This is a genomic window from Bacillus sp. FJAT-27986, from assembly GCF_001685035.1.
Taxonomy (GTDB): Bacteria; Bacillota; Bacilli; order Bacillales; family Pradoshiaceae; genus Pradoshia.
The window spans coordinates 63,802-82,924 of record NZ_MAYV01000012.1 but is presented as its reverse complement, the minus strand read 5'-3'; the positions used below and the strand labels follow the sequence as shown (position 1 = coordinate 82,924).

Genomic DNA, 19,123 nt, shown 5'->3' with positions numbered 1-19,123 from the left:
GATCTATCCAGCTTTCAAGTGAGCCCCAATTGTTTAGAGATAATGACCTTCATAATTTCATTCGAGCCTGCAAAAATGGATGTGACTGGTATATCTCTATACCGTCTGGCAATTTTGTATTCCTCCATATAGCCATAACCGCCATGAAGCTGCATACATTGGGTGGAGACACGTTTTGCCATCTCTGTCGTCAACCATTTAGCCATACTTACTTCCTTCACAATTTCTTTTCCATCAATATGTTTTTTGATTAAATCATCGACAAAAGTCCGACCAAACTTTATTTCTGTAGCAATTTCGGCCAGCGTAAATTGAGTGTTCTGAAATTGGCTGATTGGCTTTCCAAAGGCATCTCTCTCTTTTACATATTGTATGGTTAATTGAAGCATATCTTCAGCAGCTACGACCGTGCGCATAAGAGCCGTTCCTCCTGAAGATTCATCATCATATAGCGGAAGCCTTTTCCTTCTTCTCCTAATCGATTTGAGACTGGCACTATACAATCTTCAAATATTAGCCCACTCGTATCCTGGCTGTGCATTCCCACCTTATTTAACTTCCTCCCACGCGTAAACCCTGGGGTATCTCGTTCAACTAATATAAGACTGATTCCTTTATGTCTTGGTTCAGCTTTTGGATCCGTTTTACAGGCAACAATTATCAAATCAGAATGGATTCCATTTGTAATAAATGTTTTCTGACCATTTAATATATACTGATTACCTTTACGGATAGCCGTCGTTTGGATGCTTGCCAAATCTGATCCAGCCCCTGGTTCTGTCATTGCAATCGAAGTAATCAGTTCCCCTTTAACGCATTTTTTCAAAAATCTATGCTTTTGTTCCTCATTGCCAAATGTATGTAAATAAGGAACAATGATATTGCTGTGAGTTCCTATGCCCGTCAAACCAGCTCCTATTTTTGCTAATTCTTCACTTAAAATAATAGCAAAGCCAAAATCAGTACCCATTCCGCCATACTCCACACTGACCCACGGGCAAATAAAACCTTGTTCACCCATCTTCTCCCAAAAGGATCGAGGGATCAATCTCTCCTCTTCCCATGTTTCAAAATAGGGAACAGCTTCTTTTTGTAAAAAACTCACGAGTGATTTCCTGAACATTTCATGTTCATCAGTAAAAAATGGCCGTCTTGCCCTTTTTATCTGATCCTGTTTCACCTTGATTGACACCTAAACCCCTCCATGTAAAAAAGATTATTGCTACAACTGTGATGTAAGATTAGCACTTAAACTTTCTCTGAAATTCGGGTGTACGATGTTCAGCATTTGCTGTCTTCGTTCTTTAAGTGATTTGCCAAACAAGGAAGCAATTCCGTACTCTGTCACAATATAATCAATCTCTGATTTTAAGGATGTAACAGAAGATACAGTATTTTTTATTCTCGACCTAGTACCTCCCATTGCAGTCGCTGGAAGGGCAATAATAGCTTTTCCACCTTTTGAAAGTCTGGCCCCACGAATAAAATCCATTTGGCCGCCAACTCCAGCTAATGGATAATTGCCAATTTGCTCAGCATTTATTTGTCCTGTCAAATCGACTTCCAAAGCTGAGTTAATTGAATAGAAATCCGTAATCTTTGAAATTTGTAAGCTATTATGTGTAAAATCTGCTGGGTATAAGCAAATATCCTTATTGAGGTTGGCGAAGCTATATAACTGCTGACTTCCAGTTAAAGTGGTACAAACCGTTTTACCAGTCATCACTTCTTTTCTTTCATTAGTAATAACTCCTCGCTTCATCATTTCCATGACACCGTCTGTTATAGTACCGGAATGAACACCCAATCCCTTCTTTTCCTTAAGGGCCAAAAGAACGGCATCTGCAATTCTACCTATCCCAACTTGAATCGTTGCATAATCAGGGATTAATTGTGCAACATTTTTACCGATTGCCTCTTCTATTTTGTTTGGAATTCCAGATGAAATCGTCAATAAACTATCATTTGATTCAACAAAATAATCAATCTCTGATACATGAATTTCTGAATCCCCAAATGTCCTGGGAAGATTGCTATTGACCTGAGCAATGACTTTACCAGCATGTTTACTAAGTGAATGGATAATATCGACTGAGATTCCCAGATTACAATAACCATTTTGATTGGGAGGAGTAACCTGAATCATGGCAAAATCAATTTTATTTGTTTCCACCCATACCGGTAACTCGGATAAATTCAAAGGTATATAATCACCATTTCCTGCATGAAAAACTCCCTTTAATAATGAAGATCCAAGGAATGTCCTGATAAAAAAATGAGGATTCCCCTCCGATTCAGCATACAAGCAGGGACTTCCAACAATACAAGTGTATAAATTTAATAAATGAAACCGTTCCTTTTGCCGAATAAGTTCCTTTACCAGCTGTTGCGGTTCATTACAAAAAGGTGCCAAAAAGACATTGTGAGAGGAGTCTATAAGAGAGATTGCTTTTTCTGCAGTGACGATACGTGAACGGTAAAGATCCAAATCCAACTCTTTCTTCTCTTGCATGGCCTAAACCTGGAGATTCTCAACAATGGAGGATATTCCCAAACCTCCGCCGATGCAAAAGGTGACCAATCCATATTTTTCTCCCCTGCGCTCCATTTCATGAATAAGCTTGGTCATTAAAATACCTCCAGTACCTCCGATTGGATGGCCAAGCGCAATCGCTCCGCCATTTACATTCAATCGTTTCGTATCCAAATCCATTTCTTTAATCACAGCTAAGGTTTGAGCAGCGAATGCTTCGTTTAATTCTATCAGCCCTATATCCTCTAACTTCAATCCGGCTAGCTTCAGTGCTTTTCTCGTAGCTGGTGCAGGACCGATTCCCATAATATCTGGAGAAACACCGGCAACTGCCTGAGCAATGATTTTTGCTTTACATTTATAGCCCTTTTGAATAGCTGTTTCTTCTGCCATTAGCATAACCAACCCCGCGCCATCATTCCGTCCGCTTGAATTCCCTGCCGTTACAGTCCCATTTTTCTTAAAAACAGGTTTAAGCCGCGCCAATTGCTCCATACTCGTTTTTCTTGGATGTTCATCCACTTTAAATATTTCTGTCCCTTTCTTCGTCTTTATCTGATATGGAATGATCTGATCATTAAACAGGCCAGAAGAAATAGCACGTTCAGCCTTTTCTTGACTTAAAAGCGCAAATTCATCCTGCTCTTCTCTGGTGATTGAATATTTTTCGGCAAGGTTTTCTGCTGTCATCCCCATGGTTAAATGACCGTATGTCTCGATTGGTTGTGCACGCGGCTGACTTTCCGTATTGGAATCAAGGATTTCCGTATTACCTGTGCCAAACCCATAACGAGCATTACGTAAATAGAATGGTGCCTGACTCATACTTTCAGCACCACCGGCAATTACTATGTCCGATAAACCGCACATGATTTGCTGGACACCATTATGAATAGCCTGCACTCCTGATCCGCATTGGCGATGGACCGTATAACCCGGTGTTTCTATTGCAAGTCCGGCACGCAATAAAGCTAATCTTGCCAGGTTTGGCTGATCTGTGCTTTGTTTCGCCTGACCGATAATGACTTCATCAATCTCATCTTTCTGTACTCCTGTGCGTTCAATCAATCCGTTTATGGTGGCAGAAGCAAGATAATCCACTTCCTCATTTTTTAACGATCCGCCTATCTTGCCAACCGCCGTCCGAACAGCCTCAACAATCACCGCATTTCTCATACTACATCCTCCCATCAACCTTGAGTATCATACTAGTAAGACTTAGGCAAACCTAAGACATGCTCCGCTACATAAGAAAGAATCATATTGGTTGAAATTGGTGCCACTTGATAAAGGCGTGTTTCTCTGAATTTCCTTTCTACATCATATTCAGCCGCAAAACCAAATCCTCCAAACGTTTGCAGTGCTGTGTTAGCAGCATCCCAAGACGCATCAGCGGCAAGCAATTTTGACATATTCGCCTCAGCCCCACATTTTATACCTAGATCAAATAGCCTTGATGCCTCCTTACGCATTAAGTCCGCTGCCTCTATTTGGATATGTGCCTTCGCCAACGGGAATTGAATTCCTTGATTTTCCCCAATTTGCCGATCAAAAACGACTCTTTCGTTTGCATATTGAGTTGCTTTCTCTATAAACCATCGTCCATCCCCTATACATTCGGCCGCAATTAATATTCGTTCTGCATTCATACCATCTAAAATATAGGAAAAACCTTTTCCTTCTTCACCAATCAAATTTTCGGCTGGTACCTTTAAATTTTCGATAAATAATTCAGTGGTAGAATGGTTCATCATCGTCTGAATGGGACGGATGGTAATACCATTGTTTATTGCTTCCTTCAAATCAACAAGCAGGACAGATAAACCTTCCGTTTTTTTCTTAATTTGACTGACCGGTGTAGTCCTCACAAGCAGCATCATTAAATCAGAATGCTCTGTTCTTGAAATAAATACTTTCTGGCCATTCACGATATAATGATTTCCTCTTCTTTCTGCAAAAGTCTGTAATTTAGTAGTATCGGTACCTGTCGTTGGTTCTGTCACTCCAAAAGCCTGCAATCGTAATGAACCGTCAGCAATACGAGGTAAATAGTTTGACTTTTGTCGCTGGTTTCCATGCCGGGCTAACGTCCCCATTATGTACATTTGAGCGTGACAAGCACCAGCATTGCCTCCACTTCGATTAATTTCTTCAAGAATAATAGAAGCCTCCGCAATCCCTAATCCGGATCCACCAAACTCCTCTGGAATCAAAGCTGAAAGAAAACCATTTCTTGTTATTTCAGTTACAAACTCTTCAGGGTATGCATTTCTCATGTCTAACTCTCTCCAATAAGAGCCGGAGAATCGTTGACATACTTTACGCACACTGTGACGTAACTCTTTATTAAATTGGACTGTTTCTTCCAGGGGAACAGATTTCACTAACCTCACCTCCAATCATCTATTGTTTACTTAACACGTCTAACCAAGAGAAAAATTAGAATAAGTGCTCCTGTTTATACAATTTATTAATGTTTGCTTAAAGGTAGCTCACCGGAAACATATTTTAATAATGACAGGCTCTCCTGATTTTACTTACCGATAAACTTAGGGGATCGTTTCTCGACGAATGCTCTCACTCCCTCAAGTCGATCCGAGGTTGATAAACATCGGTTATAGTACTCTTGTTCTACAATTTTTGCTTCATTATTCTTTAATACAACCAAGGAATCTGTTGCTGCTTTTGCTTGCTGGACAGCTATAGGGGCATTTCGGGCAATACCCCCAGCAAATTCGAGTGCTGATTCATATAATTCAGCGGAACTGGTCATCCTGTTCAATAATCCATCCATGTCCGCTTCCAATGCCGACATAATCCGTCCTGTACATATCCATTCCTTTGCACGGTGAACCGGTATTCGCTTTGACAGCAATCTCGTCCCGCCACAACCAGGCATAATTCCACGTGTCACTTCAGGCAATCCAAACTGCGCTGTATCTGCTGCAAATAAAAAATCACAATTCAAAACGAGTTCAAAACCTCCAGCCAGTGCATACCCATCCACTACCGCGATAACCGGTTGCTTAAGAGATGCTATAGCAGTGAACATTTCCCGAAATAGCTGGTGCTGATTTTTCCACTCTTCCTCATTCAGCTCATTGCGCTCCTTCAAATCTGCTCCCGTACAAAAAGCTTTCTTATTGGACGATGTGATTAAAACCGCTCTTGCTTCACTTTCAGAAATGATTTGAGTCACAGCAAGAATTTCTTTAGCCATCTCTGTATCAAAGGCATTAAGCGCTTTGGGTCTATTTAATCGTATTTCGGCTATTTGCCCCTCCACACCGACCCGTTTCCATTCAACATAGTTCATACAGATGATTCCCCCAGACTTCTTCCCAATAGCAAACACGTAAATGCTTATTGATGAGTAAATACCGGACGGCGTTTTTCAAGGAATGCAGTGACTCCCTCTTTCATATCCTCCGTTGTAAAGATTTCCTGGAACAGGTTTGATTCCAATTCGAGCCCATCCTGTAAATGGCCGTCTGTTCCCTCATTGACTGCCTGCTTGATTCTTCTTAAAGCCTGAAGAGAATGCCTGCTGATTTTTCGGGCCAGTTTTCGGGCAGCTTCAATCTCTTCTTCTTCTGTAGCAATTTGATTAATGATCCCGAGCTTCAGCGCTTCTTCAGCCGTTATCGAATCACCGGTAAACATCAGCTCTTTTGCTTTAGCTGAACCAATTAAACGGGGCAGCCTTTGCGTTCCCCCTCCACCTGGAAATAGGCCGAGCTTCACTTCAGGCAAGCCAAGTTGGGCCGTCTCCTTGGCAATACGCAGATCACATACAAGTGCAAGTTCAAACCCACCGCCCAGTGTTATTCCATTTAAATAGGCAATAGTAGGCTTCGGAAAATCGGATATCAATTGAAAAACCTCATTTTTCTTACTGGGCTGTACTTTGGCTTCGGTGCTTTGGTTAATCATGTTGGGGAACTCCTTAATATCTGCTCCCGCCATAAATGCCCGGTCTCCTTCCCCTGTTAAAATAACCGTGACCACTGAATTGTCATCTCTCAGTTCAGTAAAGGCATCACAAAGCTCACTTGCCAGTAGTTCACTCAGAACATTCATCGGTGGATTATTAATAACGACCGTTGCGACATTATTCTCTTTTTCAACACGCAGCAATGAATACATAGCACTACCTCCTCTTAATCTATTATTTTGGCTGCATACGAATTGCCCCATCCAGGCGAATTGTTTCTCCATTCAGCATTGGATTTTCAATAATACTTTTGACGAGCATGGCATATTCTGAGGGATATCCGAGCCTTGGCGGGAATGGTACCATCGCACCGAGAGCCATCCTGGCCTGCTCTGGTAATCCCCCAAACAAAGGTGTGTCAATCAAACCCGGAGCAATCGTCATAACACGAACTCCGCTTCTCGCTAAATCTCTTGCCAACGGCAAGGTCATGCCAACAATTCCACCCTTTGAAGCACTATAGGCTGCTTGGCCAATTTGTCCATCAAAAGCTGCTACTGAAGCTGTATTAATGACAACACCTCTTTCCCCTTCTTCATTAGGTTCATTCTTAATCATTTGTTCTGCAGCCAGACGAATTACATTAAATGTCCCAACCAAATTGACCTCAATCACTTTTTTAAATCTGCCAAGATCATGAACTTTATCCTTAGAGACGACTTTTTCACCTACTCCAATTCCTGCACAATTGACGACCGTATTGATTTTCCCAAACGTTTCAACACTTTTCTCAATGGCAGTCCGAATCTCATCCTCACTGGTTACATCCGCTTTTACAAAGATCACATTTTCATGACCGAGTGATTCGGCTAATGCCAACCCTTTATCTTCCGAGCGATCGATAATCGTTACTTTCCCGCCATTTTCCACAATATTCTTGACTGTAGCCTCTCCCAGACCCGAAGCTCCACCTGTTACAACAGCAATTATATTTTGCATCTTCATACAACCAACCTCCATTTTTTAGTTTTCAATCATACCTGTTTGATTGTTCTATTCAATTCGTTTGATAATCGTTGCATTGGCCATACCGGCACCCTCGCAAATAGCCTGTAATCCATATCGTCCACCCGTTCTTTCAAGTTCATGCATTAAAGTAACCATGACCCTTGCCCCACTTGCACCAAGAGGATGACCGAGTGCAATCGCTCCTCCGTTTACATTTAACTTATTCATGCTTGCTTCAAGTTCTTCCTTCCAACAGAGCGGAACTGGTGCAAAGGCTTCAATGACTTCATATAAATCCATATCCTGTATCGTCAGTCCTGCTCTATCAAGTGCCATTCTCGTCGCCTCTATCGGTCCAGTTAACATCAGGGTTGGATCGGATCCTACAATCGTTCGGGCAATTATCGAAAATCTTGGTTTTAAGCCTAATTCCAACGCCTTCTCCTTAGACATGATTAACAGGGCTGCAGCTCCGTCACTCATTTGACTGGCATTCCCAGCGTGTATCACACCATTTTCTCTAAAAACTGTAGGCAAAGTGGCCAGCTTTTCAAGAGACGTTCCCCGACGTGGGCCTTCATCCTGTGTAACTAAAGTCTTTGCTCCCAAATCATCCAATACTTCCACTGGCACGATTTCACGATCAAAGCGCCCCTCATTTTGGGCTTGAATAGCTCTCTGATGACTCAATAGAGAAAATTCATCAAGTTGATTGCGGCTAAAGCCCCATTTCTCAGCAATTCTTTCTGCTGATAGTCCTTGATTGATTAATTCATAACGGGAAGACAGCTGTTCACTAGGCTGTGAATGCTTTCTTGTTGAACCCATCGGCACTCGTGACATACTCTCCACTCCACCCGCTATAACGATATCCATATCTCCACTCAAAATGGCTTGTGCGGCAAAATGAACCGCTTGTTGACTGGAACCGCATTGTCGATCAATCGTCGTGCCAGGTACTTTAATGGGGAAATCAGCCATCAAGGCAGCTGAACGTGCAATATTTAACCCTTGTTCTTCCACTTGGGATACACACCCAATAATGACATCCTCAATCAAATCAGAAGAAACACCTGCCCTGTTTACTACTTCTTTTAAAACGTTTGCGAGCAAATCATCCGGGCGGATGGAGCTCAATACTCCATTACGCTTTCCTACCGGTGTTCTGACTGCTTCAACAATTACGGCCTCCCTCATATAACTCTCCCCCTTATAAACCAATTTTTTTAGCGATTATTTGCTTCATAATTTCATTTGTACCTGCATATATCGAGGTGACCGCTATATCCCGATATCTTCTCGCAATCGCATATTCTTCCATAAAACCGTAACCACCGTGCAATTGCATACATTGGCTGACCAATCTCTTTGCCATATCGGTTATCCACCATTTAGCCATGCTCACCTCGGTGACAATATCCTGACCCTCCATATGCCTCACGATTAAACCGTCGATAAATGTACGGCCTATCTCCACCTCAGTCGCCATTTCAGCAATCTTAAATTGTGTATTTTGAAATTCACTGATTGATTTACCAAAGGCAGTCCGCTGTTTGACATAATCAATCGTGATTTTTAACGATTCCTCGGCTGCTGCTAAGGCCTGAATCGCACACATTAACCGCTCCTGCTGAAGTTTGGCCATCAAATAATAGAAGCCTTTATTTTCTTGTCCTAATAAATTACTAACCGGTACTCTTGCATCCTCGAAAATTAACTCAGTCGTTTCACCCGCAAGCTGACCGATTTTATTCAGCTTTTTACCACGTATAAATCCAGGTGTTTCTTTTTCGACTACAATGAGACTGATTCCTTTATGTCCTGCTTCTGGATTTGTTTTACAGGCTACGATGGTTAAGTCGGACCTGAGCCCATTTGATATAAACGTTTTTTGCCCATTAATAATATAGTGATCCCCATCTCTAACAGCTCTTGTCTGCAAATTCCCTAAATCTGATCCCGTTCCCGGCTCAGTCATTGCAATAGCCGTTGAATATTCACCCGTAATGCACTTTGGAATCCATTTTTGTTTTTGTTCTTCTGTACCGAATTCATATAAATATGGAACAACAATATCATTATGTAAAACACATCCTCCAATTCCGCTTCCGACTCTTTCAAACTCCTCAGCAAGAATGACTGAATAGGCAAAATCTGCATTAAACCCACCATATTTTTCATCTGCCCACGGTACAAGAAACCCTTGGTCTCCCAACTTTTTCCACAAATCTCCAGGTGTGCTTTTCTCCTTCTCCCAATCAAGATAGTAAGGAATCACTTCCTTATCTAGAAATTTCCGAACTGATTCACGAAAAATACGATGCTCTTCCTTTAAATAACCGGTCATATTTGTACTCCCTTTCTATTCATAGTCTTATATCTGTACACCCTATATACATGCAATTATCATGCCAACTTGTTAAATGGGTATTCCGCCAGATTGTGAGATTGGTTGTATGAAATCTGTACACCTTCCCATTCATTAGTGTCTCGTTTCGTCCATTGTCGCTTGCTGTAGCAGGTTGGTTTAAACGGCGCCTAGCAAAATACGCTAATTATCAATCTATAAAGAAAAAACTGCCGGTATTCATACACAGCAGTTTACTAGCGTTTATTTTTGATAGGTTCGATTATGCTGGCCAAGCTTTGGATAGGTACCGATTATTTCATTTGAAAATGCTCCTGATTGAAATCCAGTCACCATATATCGATATGAATCTTTCTCGTGAATTAGATTTCTGTCCTTCATATAGATATGTTCGCTTAGCTCATCGGCTTCAAGGACAGGCGCCATGCAGCAATCCACTTCCATAGAGAAATGAATCCATTCCTCGAATGTTTTACTTGCAAACAATTGAACTATTTCCTGATAAACTTCATTTTGCTTAGTCGGCTTAGAAAATTGAGCATTTATCCATACATCCTGTCTTGTTGCCGCGCAAAAATTTCTCCAAAACTTTGTCTCCAACGCACATAACGTCATATACCTGTGATCTTTGGTTTCATAAATCCCATAACAAATCACATTACCATTTAAAGTAGGGATTCCGTTTTTTCTGCCTGTTGCTGATTCAATAAACACATGGTAATTCATTAATGCAGCAGTCGTGTCCAATAAAGCAATATCTAAATAGCTTCCACTGCCTGATCGTTCTCTTTGAAAGAGGGCACCTAGTATAGCTTCGGTTGCTGAAGTTCCACCGATCAAATCAGCAAATGTAAGTGACGGTTGAATGGGTCTGCCATTCCCATCCTTTAACTGAGCTAATACACCGCTAAGAGCCATGTAATTCAAATCATGGCTGCCTAGTTGGTGCATGGTTCCTTTTTGACCATAGCCGGATAAGGAGCAATAAATAAGCGATGGATGCAGGACTTTTATATCTTCGTATCCAAGTCCTAAGCGAGCCATTACACCAGGACGGTAGCTTTCAATTAAAATGTCTGAATTACGGATCAACTCAATCGCCAATTCTTTGTCCGCTTCGTTTTTCAAATCTAGGGCCAAGCTATTTTTATTTCGGTTCATACACCGGAAAAGATAATTTTCTTTTTGATCATCCTCCAATGGCATACGCGCATGATCTCCAGTTGGAGGCTCTATTTTAATGACTTCTGCTCCTAAATCTGCCAGCCGCAGGGTTGCATAGGGTCCGGGCAAGTTTTGGGTGAAATCAACTACTTTAATTCCCTTAAGCATGTACGCTTCCTCCTTAAATTCACCTAATTCATATCCTGTTAAAATATAGAATTTATCCCATCCATAAAGAATGTCTGATTTTCAAACACCTTCATTTCTGCTGTTTTAAGTGGGAAGATTCAGGCAGTAACCAATCATACTTCTTTAGCTTGTCATACAATACAGATCGGCTGATTCCAAGCAGAAGACAGGCCTTACTTTTATTCCCTCCTGACATTTCCAATGCTTTTTGTATGGCCATCTGCTCCGCTTTCTCTAATAAAGGCTGTGTTTCATCTTCCTCCTCTTCATTCAAGAAAAAATCATAGCCAACTTTCTGCAGAATATATTCTGGAATGTCCTCTAGGCCGACTTTGCCATCCTCTGCAAAAATCATGGCTCTCTCCCAAACATTCCGCAATTCCCGGATATTTCCGGGCCAGTCATACTCCAATATTGCTTTCTCGAACAATGGGTTCCACCCTGTAATACTTGTCCCGTTTTGTTTATTAAATTCTTTAATAAAAGCTTCGCTTAGGAGGAGAATATCCTTTTTTCTCCGCCTTAACGGAGGAATCTCGAAGGATATGACATTCAAGCGGTAAAATAAATCCTCCCTAAATTCCCCTTCAGCAACCATTTTTTCCAAGGGACGATTGGTAGCGGCAATGATTCGGACATTTACACTGATCCGTTCTGTTCCGCCTACTCTGTAAAACTCTCTTTCTTGCAGGACACGAAGCAGCTTGGCCTGAATGGGTAAGGACATATCCCCAATCTCATCGAGAAAAAGTGTGCCACCATTAGCCATATCAAATTTGCCGATCTTCCCTTTATGTTTAGCGCCTGTAAAAGCGCCTTCTTCATATCCAAAAAACTCTGACTCCAATAAATGCTCTGGTATAGCTGCGCAGTTCACCGTAATAAACGGACCCTTTCCAAATGGACTGGCACTATGGATGGCATGGGCAAACAACTCTTTACCTGTTCCGCTTTCCCCAAAAATTAATACCGTGGTCTTTACCTTGGCTGCTTTCATCCCACTCCTCATAAGCTTATCCATTTGCTTATCGTGTGACAGGATTTGATCAAAAGTAAATCTTGATTTCTCAAGCTTGGTAGGATTCAGATTCTTCCTATCATTTATCTCTGCACTTTTGAATAACTCACGGACTTCGTGCAGTTGGCGATAAACGATTTTACCAATGGCACCGATAATTTGCTCATCCTGATAAACGGGTATACGGTGAACGATATAGTCTATTCCTTTAACCTGCATAAACTCACTTACTTCCGCTACACCCGTTTTCATCACATGCGGCAAATGAAGATGTGGTAAAACCGATTCGATTTCCCTCATATCCAATTGCTGTTCATAAAGATCAAACAGCTCAATTAACGAGGGGCTGATAAAAGTAACTTCTTCGTTTTCATTAATCATGACGAGGCCATCATAAGCATTATGGATAACTGATTGCAAAAGGGTTTTCCATTTCTTTTGAAATTTTAATTCTCTTGTTAAATTCTCTAATTCAGATACATTTTGAAAAAGTGTGATATACCCCTGTTTACCATTTTCTAAATCATACTTCGACAGACGTACCATATAATGTTCGGATTGAAAAACCATTGGAAAATGAGCTTCCATTTTCTCGGAAAAGTGATCTAATTGAGGGATATAAATCTCGAGGTTCTCATTGATGAGTGATGAATAAGGGATTCCAATCATCTCAGTGATTTTTTCATTCACAAAGATAATTTGATTTTTTCCATCTGTCATAATGGCTCCCAAATTGGATGTTTGTAAAACTTTTTCAAGCTGTTCTTTTAATAATTTCGTTTCTCTCACGTAATTCATAACCGCATTTGTTTTTGTAAAAATACCTACAGGTGCACCCTGTTTGTTCACAACAATCCCCGTGCCAACCCTGCTTTTTGATATTAACTTTTCCAACAGTTCAGCGTTCACATCCTCCAAAACCGTTCCTACATCTTTTTTGATATACTCACTGATTGTCGTATCTTTTGAAACATCAGTCAGAATCATTTGGTACAATGAACTTCTTGTAAATACGCCAATCAGTTTACCTGAACTGTTTGTCACCGGGATTGTATTCCACTTTTGCTTGTACATGATAGATAGCGCTTCCATCAATGTGTTCGTTGGTGATAAACAATGTTCGAGCGGACTCATAATTTCTTTAACGGGCTTTATAGTTTTCTCCCCCTTTAAGATTCTATATACGTTTTCCACAAATACGTGTAAAACTCCTCTAAATATAGGAAGGGAATAAAAATCGGCAAAATCCTTCTCCATAAAGAATCAGGATTTTGCCCCACTGAAATCATTTATTATTTAATAGTATTTTTATCGTAATCTTTTAAAACAGTTTTTAGCATTTTTCCTGTTCCTGATTTCGGTAGTTGGTCAATAAAACAAATATAATCAGGAACCTTATACTCTGCCAGTCTCTCTTTACAATAGGAAACTACCTCTTCTTCCTGTAACTCTGGTTTTTTCTTTGCTACATAGGCCACCGTTTTTTCGCCAAAGACCGGATCAGGCCTGCCAATAACGGAACACTCCAAAATATCAGGGTGCGTGTACAATACTTCCTCTAACTCACGCGGGTAAATATTAAAGCCACCTCTGATGATCATGTCCTTCTTCCGGTCCACAATAAAATGGTATCCATCTTCATCATAATAGGCCAAATCACCAGTATATAACCATCCATCTTTAATCGTGTTAATCGTATCATCTTCCTTCTTATAGTAGCCCTTCATCATGTTCGGTCCTCTGAAAATAATCTCCCCTACCGCGTGAGACTCTACTTCCTCACCTTCCGGGTCAACAATTTTCAAATCGACGCCAGGAATAGGCACTCCAACAGAATTCAATTTTTTAGCCATATCTCGAGGTGTGGTCATTAGCATAACTGTACTTTCTGTCAGACCATATCCTTCTGATATTTCTACACCAAGTGATTGATTGGTCTTATGGAGGATCTCAGCAGGCAAACTCGCACCACCACAACCAGCTGTCCGAAGATGAGAAAAGTCTAAATCTGAAATGGCTGGATTTTGAAGAAAGAAAGCATACATAGTTGGGACGCCCAAGAATATCGAGATTTGATAGTTTGATATCTTTTCAAGTGTATCAACAGGATGAAAACGTTCCTCTAAATAAATCGTACTTCCGTGGGCAATCGGCGCTAGGAATCCTTGTAATTTGGCATAAGCATGAAAAAGAGGCAATACACAAAGGACCCTGTCTTTTGGCGTTAATTGATTAATGACGGCTGCCGTAATTGTCATCCAATTCAAGTTGGCATGTGTAATCATGGCTCCCTTTGGATTACCGGTTGTCCCGGATGTATAAATGATTTGCGCGACATCCTCCGCATGAACAGGGGCCACCTTGCTGATAGGAGATAGAGACTGCAATTCCTGCCAGTCAGTAAATGGATGATTTTCCTCTTCTCCAAAATAATAGATTTCTTTCATCTGTTTAAAGTCATTCATAGAGTTTTGAATGACAGCGGATGCAGCAGCTTCCGTAATTAAATATTCCGATTCCGAATCATTGATAATATAGGTCGTTTCTTTTTCTTTAAAAGTAGGGTTAATGGGCACGACTGTTGCACCAGTTGCTAATATAGCAAAATACGTGATGATATACTCCGGTCGATTGGTCATCATCAACGCTACTTTAGTCTCCTGAGTTATACCTTTATTTTTTAACCCGGCTGCAACACTGAAAATTTGATCTCTCAGCTCTAGATAAGTCATCACTTGTTCCCGGTAATGAATAGCGGGCTGATTGGGCAAACGCGACACAGTGGACGTTAGCAGTTCAACAATATTCAAAAATTAACTACCTCCTTAAAATATAGAATCTATATTTCCGCCTATTAAACACTTACTTTTGTGCCTAAAACCTCTCGGCAAACCTGCTCAATTACCTCTTCTGGCAAACGATAGGTTTGACCAGAAGGATCATTTTGGACAGCAGATATAAGTTCCGATATATCGGCAGATTCAATGTTATATTCAGAAAAATCATCTGGTAAGTTTACAGCTTTACGAAGTGCTTCAATTTCTTCTATACATTGCTGTAAGCACTCTTCCTCGGTATCGGCAATATTCTCAATGCCAAGCGCCTGAGCAAATTCTTTTATCTTAGGTAAATAGAGAGGAGCTAAGTTTTTCATAACACTCGGCATTAAAACAGCATTGGCTAAACCATGTGGGATGCCATACTTTGCACCAAGAGTATGGGCTATATTATGGATTGGCATTTCAGCAAATGCCAAGACAAAGCTTGTAATCGCCATCGCACTCGCCTGCAGCATAGTAGCACGTGCTGCGATGCTACTGCCTTCATGTACAGCTGTTTCCAAATTAGCTCTAATTAGTTTAGCAGCATGGAGTGCAAATGCATCTCCCATTGCACTTGAATTATTGGAAAAATACCCTTCGACTGCATGGGTTAAGGCATCTAACCCAGTAAAAGCCGTAATTTTTGGCGGTAAGCCAACAGTTAACTCTGGATCAAGAATTGCGATATCTGAATTGATAAATGGATGGAGCAAATTACACTTCACCCCTAATTGCTCATTGTAGACGACCGAGATGCCTGATATCTCCGCACCTGTTCCGGCTGTAGTTGCAATCGAAATGTGGGGAATACCCATATGCTGAGCCTCTGGCCAAACTTCTAAAACATTTCCATTCATGGCATGTTCGATCTTGTTCACTTTCTTATGAAGACACCATTTAATGGTTTTTGCTGTATCCAAAACTGAACCACCGCCGATGGCAATCAAAGAATCACCATTGCACTCTTTGTAATATTGCAGCCCTTTATTAATATTGGAGGACTTGGCATCCTGTGTAACATCATCAAATACCCCTGCCAATTGGATACCAGGTACCATCTCAAATAAACGCTGGATTTTTTTCGTCAATCCAGCCTGGGTTAAGCCTTTATCTGAATATAGAACCGGGCGTTTACCGCCCAATGATTGAATTAAGTCTGGAATAAGTATATGCGACCCTGCCCCATTCTTAATGATTGATCGATGGATAAATTCATAATACGAAGTGACCTTCATCTTATCTCCCCATTCCTATTAGTTTTAAAAGAATGCTAGAATATCAGCCCTAAAGCTGCCCGTTGTTCATTTTCAGTTGTCAGTGCTGTAATGATGCTCTTCAGCTCTGTATACTCATTGAAAACCTGGCTTCCCAGTTCACGTCCAAGTCCACTTTGCTTATAACCGCCAAATGGCGCATCATTTCTGAACGCATGCCATTCATTAATCCAAATCGTGCCTGCTTTAAGCTGTGTTGCTATTTCATTAGCTTTGACGACGTCACGAGACCATACACCTGCCGTCAAGCCATAAATGGTATCATTGGCAATTTCAATTGCTTCCTCAACCGTTGAATACTTCATCACGCAGAGGACTGGACCAAAAATTTCTTCCTGTGCTATCTTCATATCATTTGTGACATCTGCAAAAATAGTTGGTTCGATGAAATAACCCTGATCTAGTCCTGGTCCTTCTGCTTTTTTGCCACCGCATACAAGACGCGCACCCTGTTCCAATCCGGATTCTATATATCCCAGGACCTTATTCATTTGTTTCTCAGAAATGACTGGACCCATTCCGGTACTTGGATCAAGTGGATGGCCTAATTTTATTTTTGCAGTCATGGCCACCAATTTTTCAACGACGATATCGTACATCGATTCATGAACCAGGACACGTGTGCTTGCTTCACAAACTTGACCGGCATGGAAGAATACGCCAAGTAAAATCCCAGGTATGGCCACTTCCAGATCAGCATCCGGAAGAACAATTGCAGGTGCCTTTCCGCCAAGCTCGAGCGTAACTTTTTTCACACCTGAAGAGGCTAACTCCATTATTTTCTTTCCTGTTTCAGTTGAACCTGTGAACGCAATTTTCTGTACCTCCGGATGCGTCACAAGCGCCTCGCCTATCTCTGCACCTGAACCGGTAATGACATTGAAAACTCCTTTAGGAAGTCCTGCTTCAACAGCAATCTCCGCCAGTTTTAATGTCCCAAGCGGGGTATCAGATGCCGGCTTGACAATAATGGAATTCCCCATAGCAATGGCTGGAGCAATCTTCCACATTGCTAAGACAAGCGGGAAATTGAACGGTGTAATCGCGGCTACAACGCCTAATGGTTCCCGAACCAATTGAGCTCTATTTGCCCCGAACACTTCCCTTACTGGCAATGCTTGAACAAATTCATATTCAAGGGCCATATTGGCTGTTTGCTGAAGAGATAAGATGAGCTGCATAATATCTGCTCCACCAATTTTACGTAAGGTCGCTCCGGTACTGATACCTTCCAAATAAATTAACTCCTGTGCATGTTCCTTTATTTTACCGGCAAAATTCACCATGATTTGTGACCTTTCTGCCTGTGTTTTCCTTGACCATACACCTGATTCATAAACTTCCTTTGCATTGAGAACAGCTTTATTTACATCAGCTGATGTACCTTTAGGGACTTTAGCAACTACTTCGGAAGTAGCTGGATTTATGACATCGAACATTTCACCCGTAGATCCGGGTGACCATTCTCCCCCAATAAATTGTGCAAATTCCTGAACCTTCACGTCTGTACTCATCCCATATCCTCCCTTTTTCACCTATTTTCTTACTCAAAAATTACTTCCGTTTCATGAATTTCTTCCAGCGTTTTCTCCTGGGCACGTGAAAGTACCTCAATCCGGGCACTCAATTGTTTCAGTGCATATTCCATTGCTTTTCCTTCCTCGATACCGAGACTAGTCACTTTTGCCCCGTCTTCCCTCGCAGTCAGCTCATAGGCAATTGGAAGCAGCTCCTGAAGTCTTACTTGGACACGATCAAATAACTCGGGCTTTTCATGAATCAAGCGCTGAATAAGGAATGTGCCGAATCCAATATGGCGTCCTTCGTCCCTCTTTACATTCCGTATTCCTTCAATAAATCCAGGGAACAAATTCGCTTTTGATAAAGCTTCATAGAAGAACCAATATCCCGTTTCCGCCAATACACCTTCAGCAAAGATATTGTATGTGACCGCAGCATCCAGCATTGCTTCAGGTGACTGATCTACGAGTAATCTATTCATTGTCTTAGGGAGGACATCGTCAAATAATTTCCTGTGCCCGGATGTCAGGAGATGGCTGAGATCCTCAGTCACGCCTATTTCTTCTAAAAATAAACTAAAGAACTCCGCATGCTTAGCTTCTTCAAATAAGAATGTAGATAGGTAAGATTCCTCTTCAAACCATCCTTTTTTGGATACAGCCATAATCATCGGCAGGATATCCTCCGAGACAGCTTCCTCCCCGCCAATAAACTGTGCAAATTGAATCAGAACTTCCTGCTGTTGGTCAGGACTTAGCTTTTTCCAATCCTCTTTATCCTGGCTAAAGTCAATATCAACCGGATTCCATATCCCATGTCTTTTTGCCTTTTGGTATAGCCTATATGGGAGTGAATCCTTTTTAATCATTTGTTTGGTAGTTACATATTCACGCATTCGTATCCCTCCTTTAAGAATAATTAGTTTTATTTTCATGGATACTTTTCGTATGTATTCCCTCCTCCCACCAATAATAAAGCGCTTACATTATGTTGCATCCACTTGGAACAGCCTTCACTTAACTAATTGCAAGTTCCGTGCCAACACACCATCCATGTGAGAATCAGGAAAATAGTATGGCTTTTATGTAGAAATGATTGATTTCCAAACAACCTTTTTTCCTTGCTGTTTGAATATCAATCATAGGCTTTTTGACCTGCAGACGGAACTTCTTTACTTAAACTGTAACTTAAAACCTATACATAATATGTTGTAATTTGTAAGCTAACTAAAAAAAGATAGAATAAATCTATCATCAATTTCCACACTTCTATTCATAGGATTTAATTTTGAA

The 19,123-nt window shown here is 41.0% G+C and carries 14 protein-coding genes and 1 pseudogene; all 15 read right to left on the bottom strand.

Annotated features, from left to right (window positions below; translation table 11 throughout):
• Positions 1–14: 14 nt before the first annotated feature.
• Positions 15–1,123 (bottom strand): annotated as a pseudogene (locus A8L44_RS06790) (acyl-CoA dehydrogenase family protein).
• Positions 1,124–1,222: 99 nt separating this feature from the next.
• A complete protein-coding gene (locus A8L44_RS06785) occupies positions 1,223–2,512 on the bottom strand; it encodes an acetyl-CoA hydrolase/transferase family protein (protein WP_066103505.1) in 1,290 nt (429 codons plus the stop codon).
• Positions 2,513–2,515: 3 nt separating this feature from the next.
• Positions 2,516–3,709 (bottom strand): thiolase family protein, encoded by a 1,194-nt coding sequence (locus tag A8L44_RS06780; protein ID WP_066103503.1) that lies wholly within the window; start codon positions 3,707–3,709, stop codon positions 2,516–2,518.
• 32 nt (positions 3,710–3,741) lie between these two features.
• On the bottom strand, positions 3,742–4,917 hold the full coding sequence (locus A8L44_RS06775) for an acyl-CoA dehydrogenase family protein (protein ID WP_066103500.1): 1,176 nt from the start codon (positions 4,915–4,917) through the stop codon (positions 3,742–3,744).
• Between the two features lie 149 nt (positions 4,918–5,066).
• On the bottom strand, positions 5,067–5,849 hold the full coding sequence (locus A8L44_RS06770; RefSeq protein ID WP_066103498.1) for an enoyl-CoA hydratase/isomerase family protein: 783 nt from the start codon (positions 5,847–5,849) through the stop codon (positions 5,067–5,069).
• Positions 5,850–5,896: 47 nt separating this feature from the next.
• Positions 5,897–6,679, bottom strand: a complete 783-nt coding sequence (locus A8L44_RS06765) for an enoyl-CoA hydratase/isomerase family protein (RefSeq protein WP_066103496.1) — start codon at positions 6,677–6,679, stop codon at positions 5,897–5,899.
• A 22-nt stretch (positions 6,680–6,701) separates the two neighbouring features.
• Positions 6,702–7,472, bottom strand: coding sequence for a 3-hydroxyacyl-CoA dehydrogenase (locus A8L44_RS06760; RefSeq protein ID WP_066103494.1), 771 nt, complete (start codon positions 7,470–7,472; stop codon positions 6,702–6,704).
• 48 nt (positions 7,473–7,520) lie between these two features.
• Positions 7,521–8,672, bottom strand: a complete 1,152-nt coding sequence (locus tag A8L44_RS06755; RefSeq protein WP_066103493.1) for a thiolase family protein — start codon at positions 8,670–8,672, stop codon at positions 7,521–7,523.
• A 13-nt stretch (positions 8,673–8,685) separates the two neighbouring features.
• Complete coding sequence (locus A8L44_RS06750) at positions 8,686–9,822, bottom strand: acyl-CoA dehydrogenase family protein (protein WP_066103491.1); 1,137 nt, start codon at positions 9,820–9,822, stop codon at positions 8,686–8,688.
• Positions 9,823–10,086: 264 nt separating this feature from the next.
• Positions 10,087–11,175 (bottom strand): CaiB/BaiF CoA transferase family protein, encoded by a 1,089-nt coding sequence (locus A8L44_RS06745; protein ID WP_066103489.1) that lies wholly within the window; start codon positions 11,173–11,175, stop codon positions 10,087–10,089.
• A gap of 91 nt (positions 11,176–11,266) precedes the next feature.
• Positions 11,267–13,408, bottom strand: coding sequence for a sigma 54-interacting transcriptional regulator (locus A8L44_RS06740; protein ID WP_254654696.1), 2,142 nt, complete (start codon positions 13,406–13,408; stop codon positions 11,267–11,269).
• 98 nt (positions 13,409–13,506) lie between these two features.
• Positions 13,507–15,024, bottom strand: coding sequence for a class I adenylate-forming enzyme family protein (locus A8L44_RS06735; RefSeq protein ID WP_066103488.1), 1,518 nt, complete (start codon positions 15,022–15,024; stop codon positions 13,507–13,509).
• Between the two features lie 44 nt (positions 15,025–15,068).
• Positions 15,069–16,271, bottom strand: coding sequence for an iron-containing alcohol dehydrogenase (locus A8L44_RS06730; RefSeq protein WP_066103486.1), 1,203 nt, complete (start codon positions 16,269–16,271; stop codon positions 15,069–15,071).
• 35 nt (positions 16,272–16,306) lie between these two features.
• Positions 16,307–17,824, bottom strand: a complete 1,518-nt coding sequence (locus tag A8L44_RS06725; protein ID WP_066103485.1) for an aldehyde dehydrogenase family protein — start codon at positions 17,822–17,824, stop codon at positions 16,307–16,309.
• A gap of 29 nt (positions 17,825–17,853) precedes the next feature.
• Positions 17,854–18,726, bottom strand: coding sequence for a R2-like ligand-binding oxidase (locus A8L44_RS06720; RefSeq protein WP_066103483.1), 873 nt, complete (start codon positions 18,724–18,726; stop codon positions 17,854–17,856).
• Positions 18,727–19,123: the final 397 nt, after the last annotated feature.

What these genes read in the sequence shown, in the direction of transcription:
- A8L44_RS06760 (WP_066103494.1), bottom strand. Translation starts at nt 7,472, where the DNA reads ATGAAGATGCAAAATATAATTGCTGTTGTAACAGGTGGAGCTTCGGGT.
- A8L44_RS06725 (WP_066103485.1), bottom strand. Translation starts at nt 17,824, where the DNA reads ATGAGTACAGACGTGAAGGTTCAGGAATTTGCACAATTTATTGGGGGA.
- A8L44_RS06765 (WP_066103496.1), bottom strand. Translation starts at nt 6,679, where the DNA reads ATGTATTCATTGCTGCGTGTTGAAAAAGAGAATAATGTCGCAACGGTC.
- A8L44_RS06770 (WP_066103498.1), bottom strand. Translation starts at nt 5,849, where the DNA reads ATGAACTATGTTGAATGGAAACGGGTCGGTGTGGAGGGGCAAATAGCC.
- A8L44_RS06750 (WP_066103491.1), bottom strand. Translation starts at nt 9,822, where the DNA reads ATGACCGGTTATTTAAAGGAAGAGCATCGTATTTTTCGTGAATCAGTT.
- A8L44_RS06730 (WP_066103486.1), bottom strand. Translation starts at nt 16,271, where the DNA reads ATGAAGGTCACTTCGTATTATGAATTTATCCATCGATCAATCATTAAG.
- A8L44_RS06720 (WP_066103483.1), bottom strand. Translation starts at nt 18,726, where the DNA reads ATGCGTGAATATGTAACTACCAAACAAATGATTAAAAAGGATTCACTC.
- A8L44_RS06785 (WP_066103505.1), bottom strand. Translation starts at nt 2,512, where the DNA reads ATGCAAGAGAAGAAAGAGTTGGATTTGGATCTTTACCGTTCACGTATC.
- A8L44_RS06780 (WP_066103503.1), bottom strand. Translation starts at nt 3,709, where the DNA reads ATGAGAAATGCGGTGATTGTTGAGGCTGTTCGGACGGCGGTTGGCAAG.
- A8L44_RS06755 (WP_066103493.1), bottom strand. Translation starts at nt 8,672, where the DNA reads ATGAGGGAGGCCGTAATTGTTGAAGCAGTCAGAACACCGGTAGGAAAG.
- A8L44_RS06745 (WP_066103489.1), bottom strand. Translation starts at nt 11,175, where the DNA reads ATGCTTAAGGGAATTAAAGTAGTTGATTTCACCCAAAACTTGCCCGGA.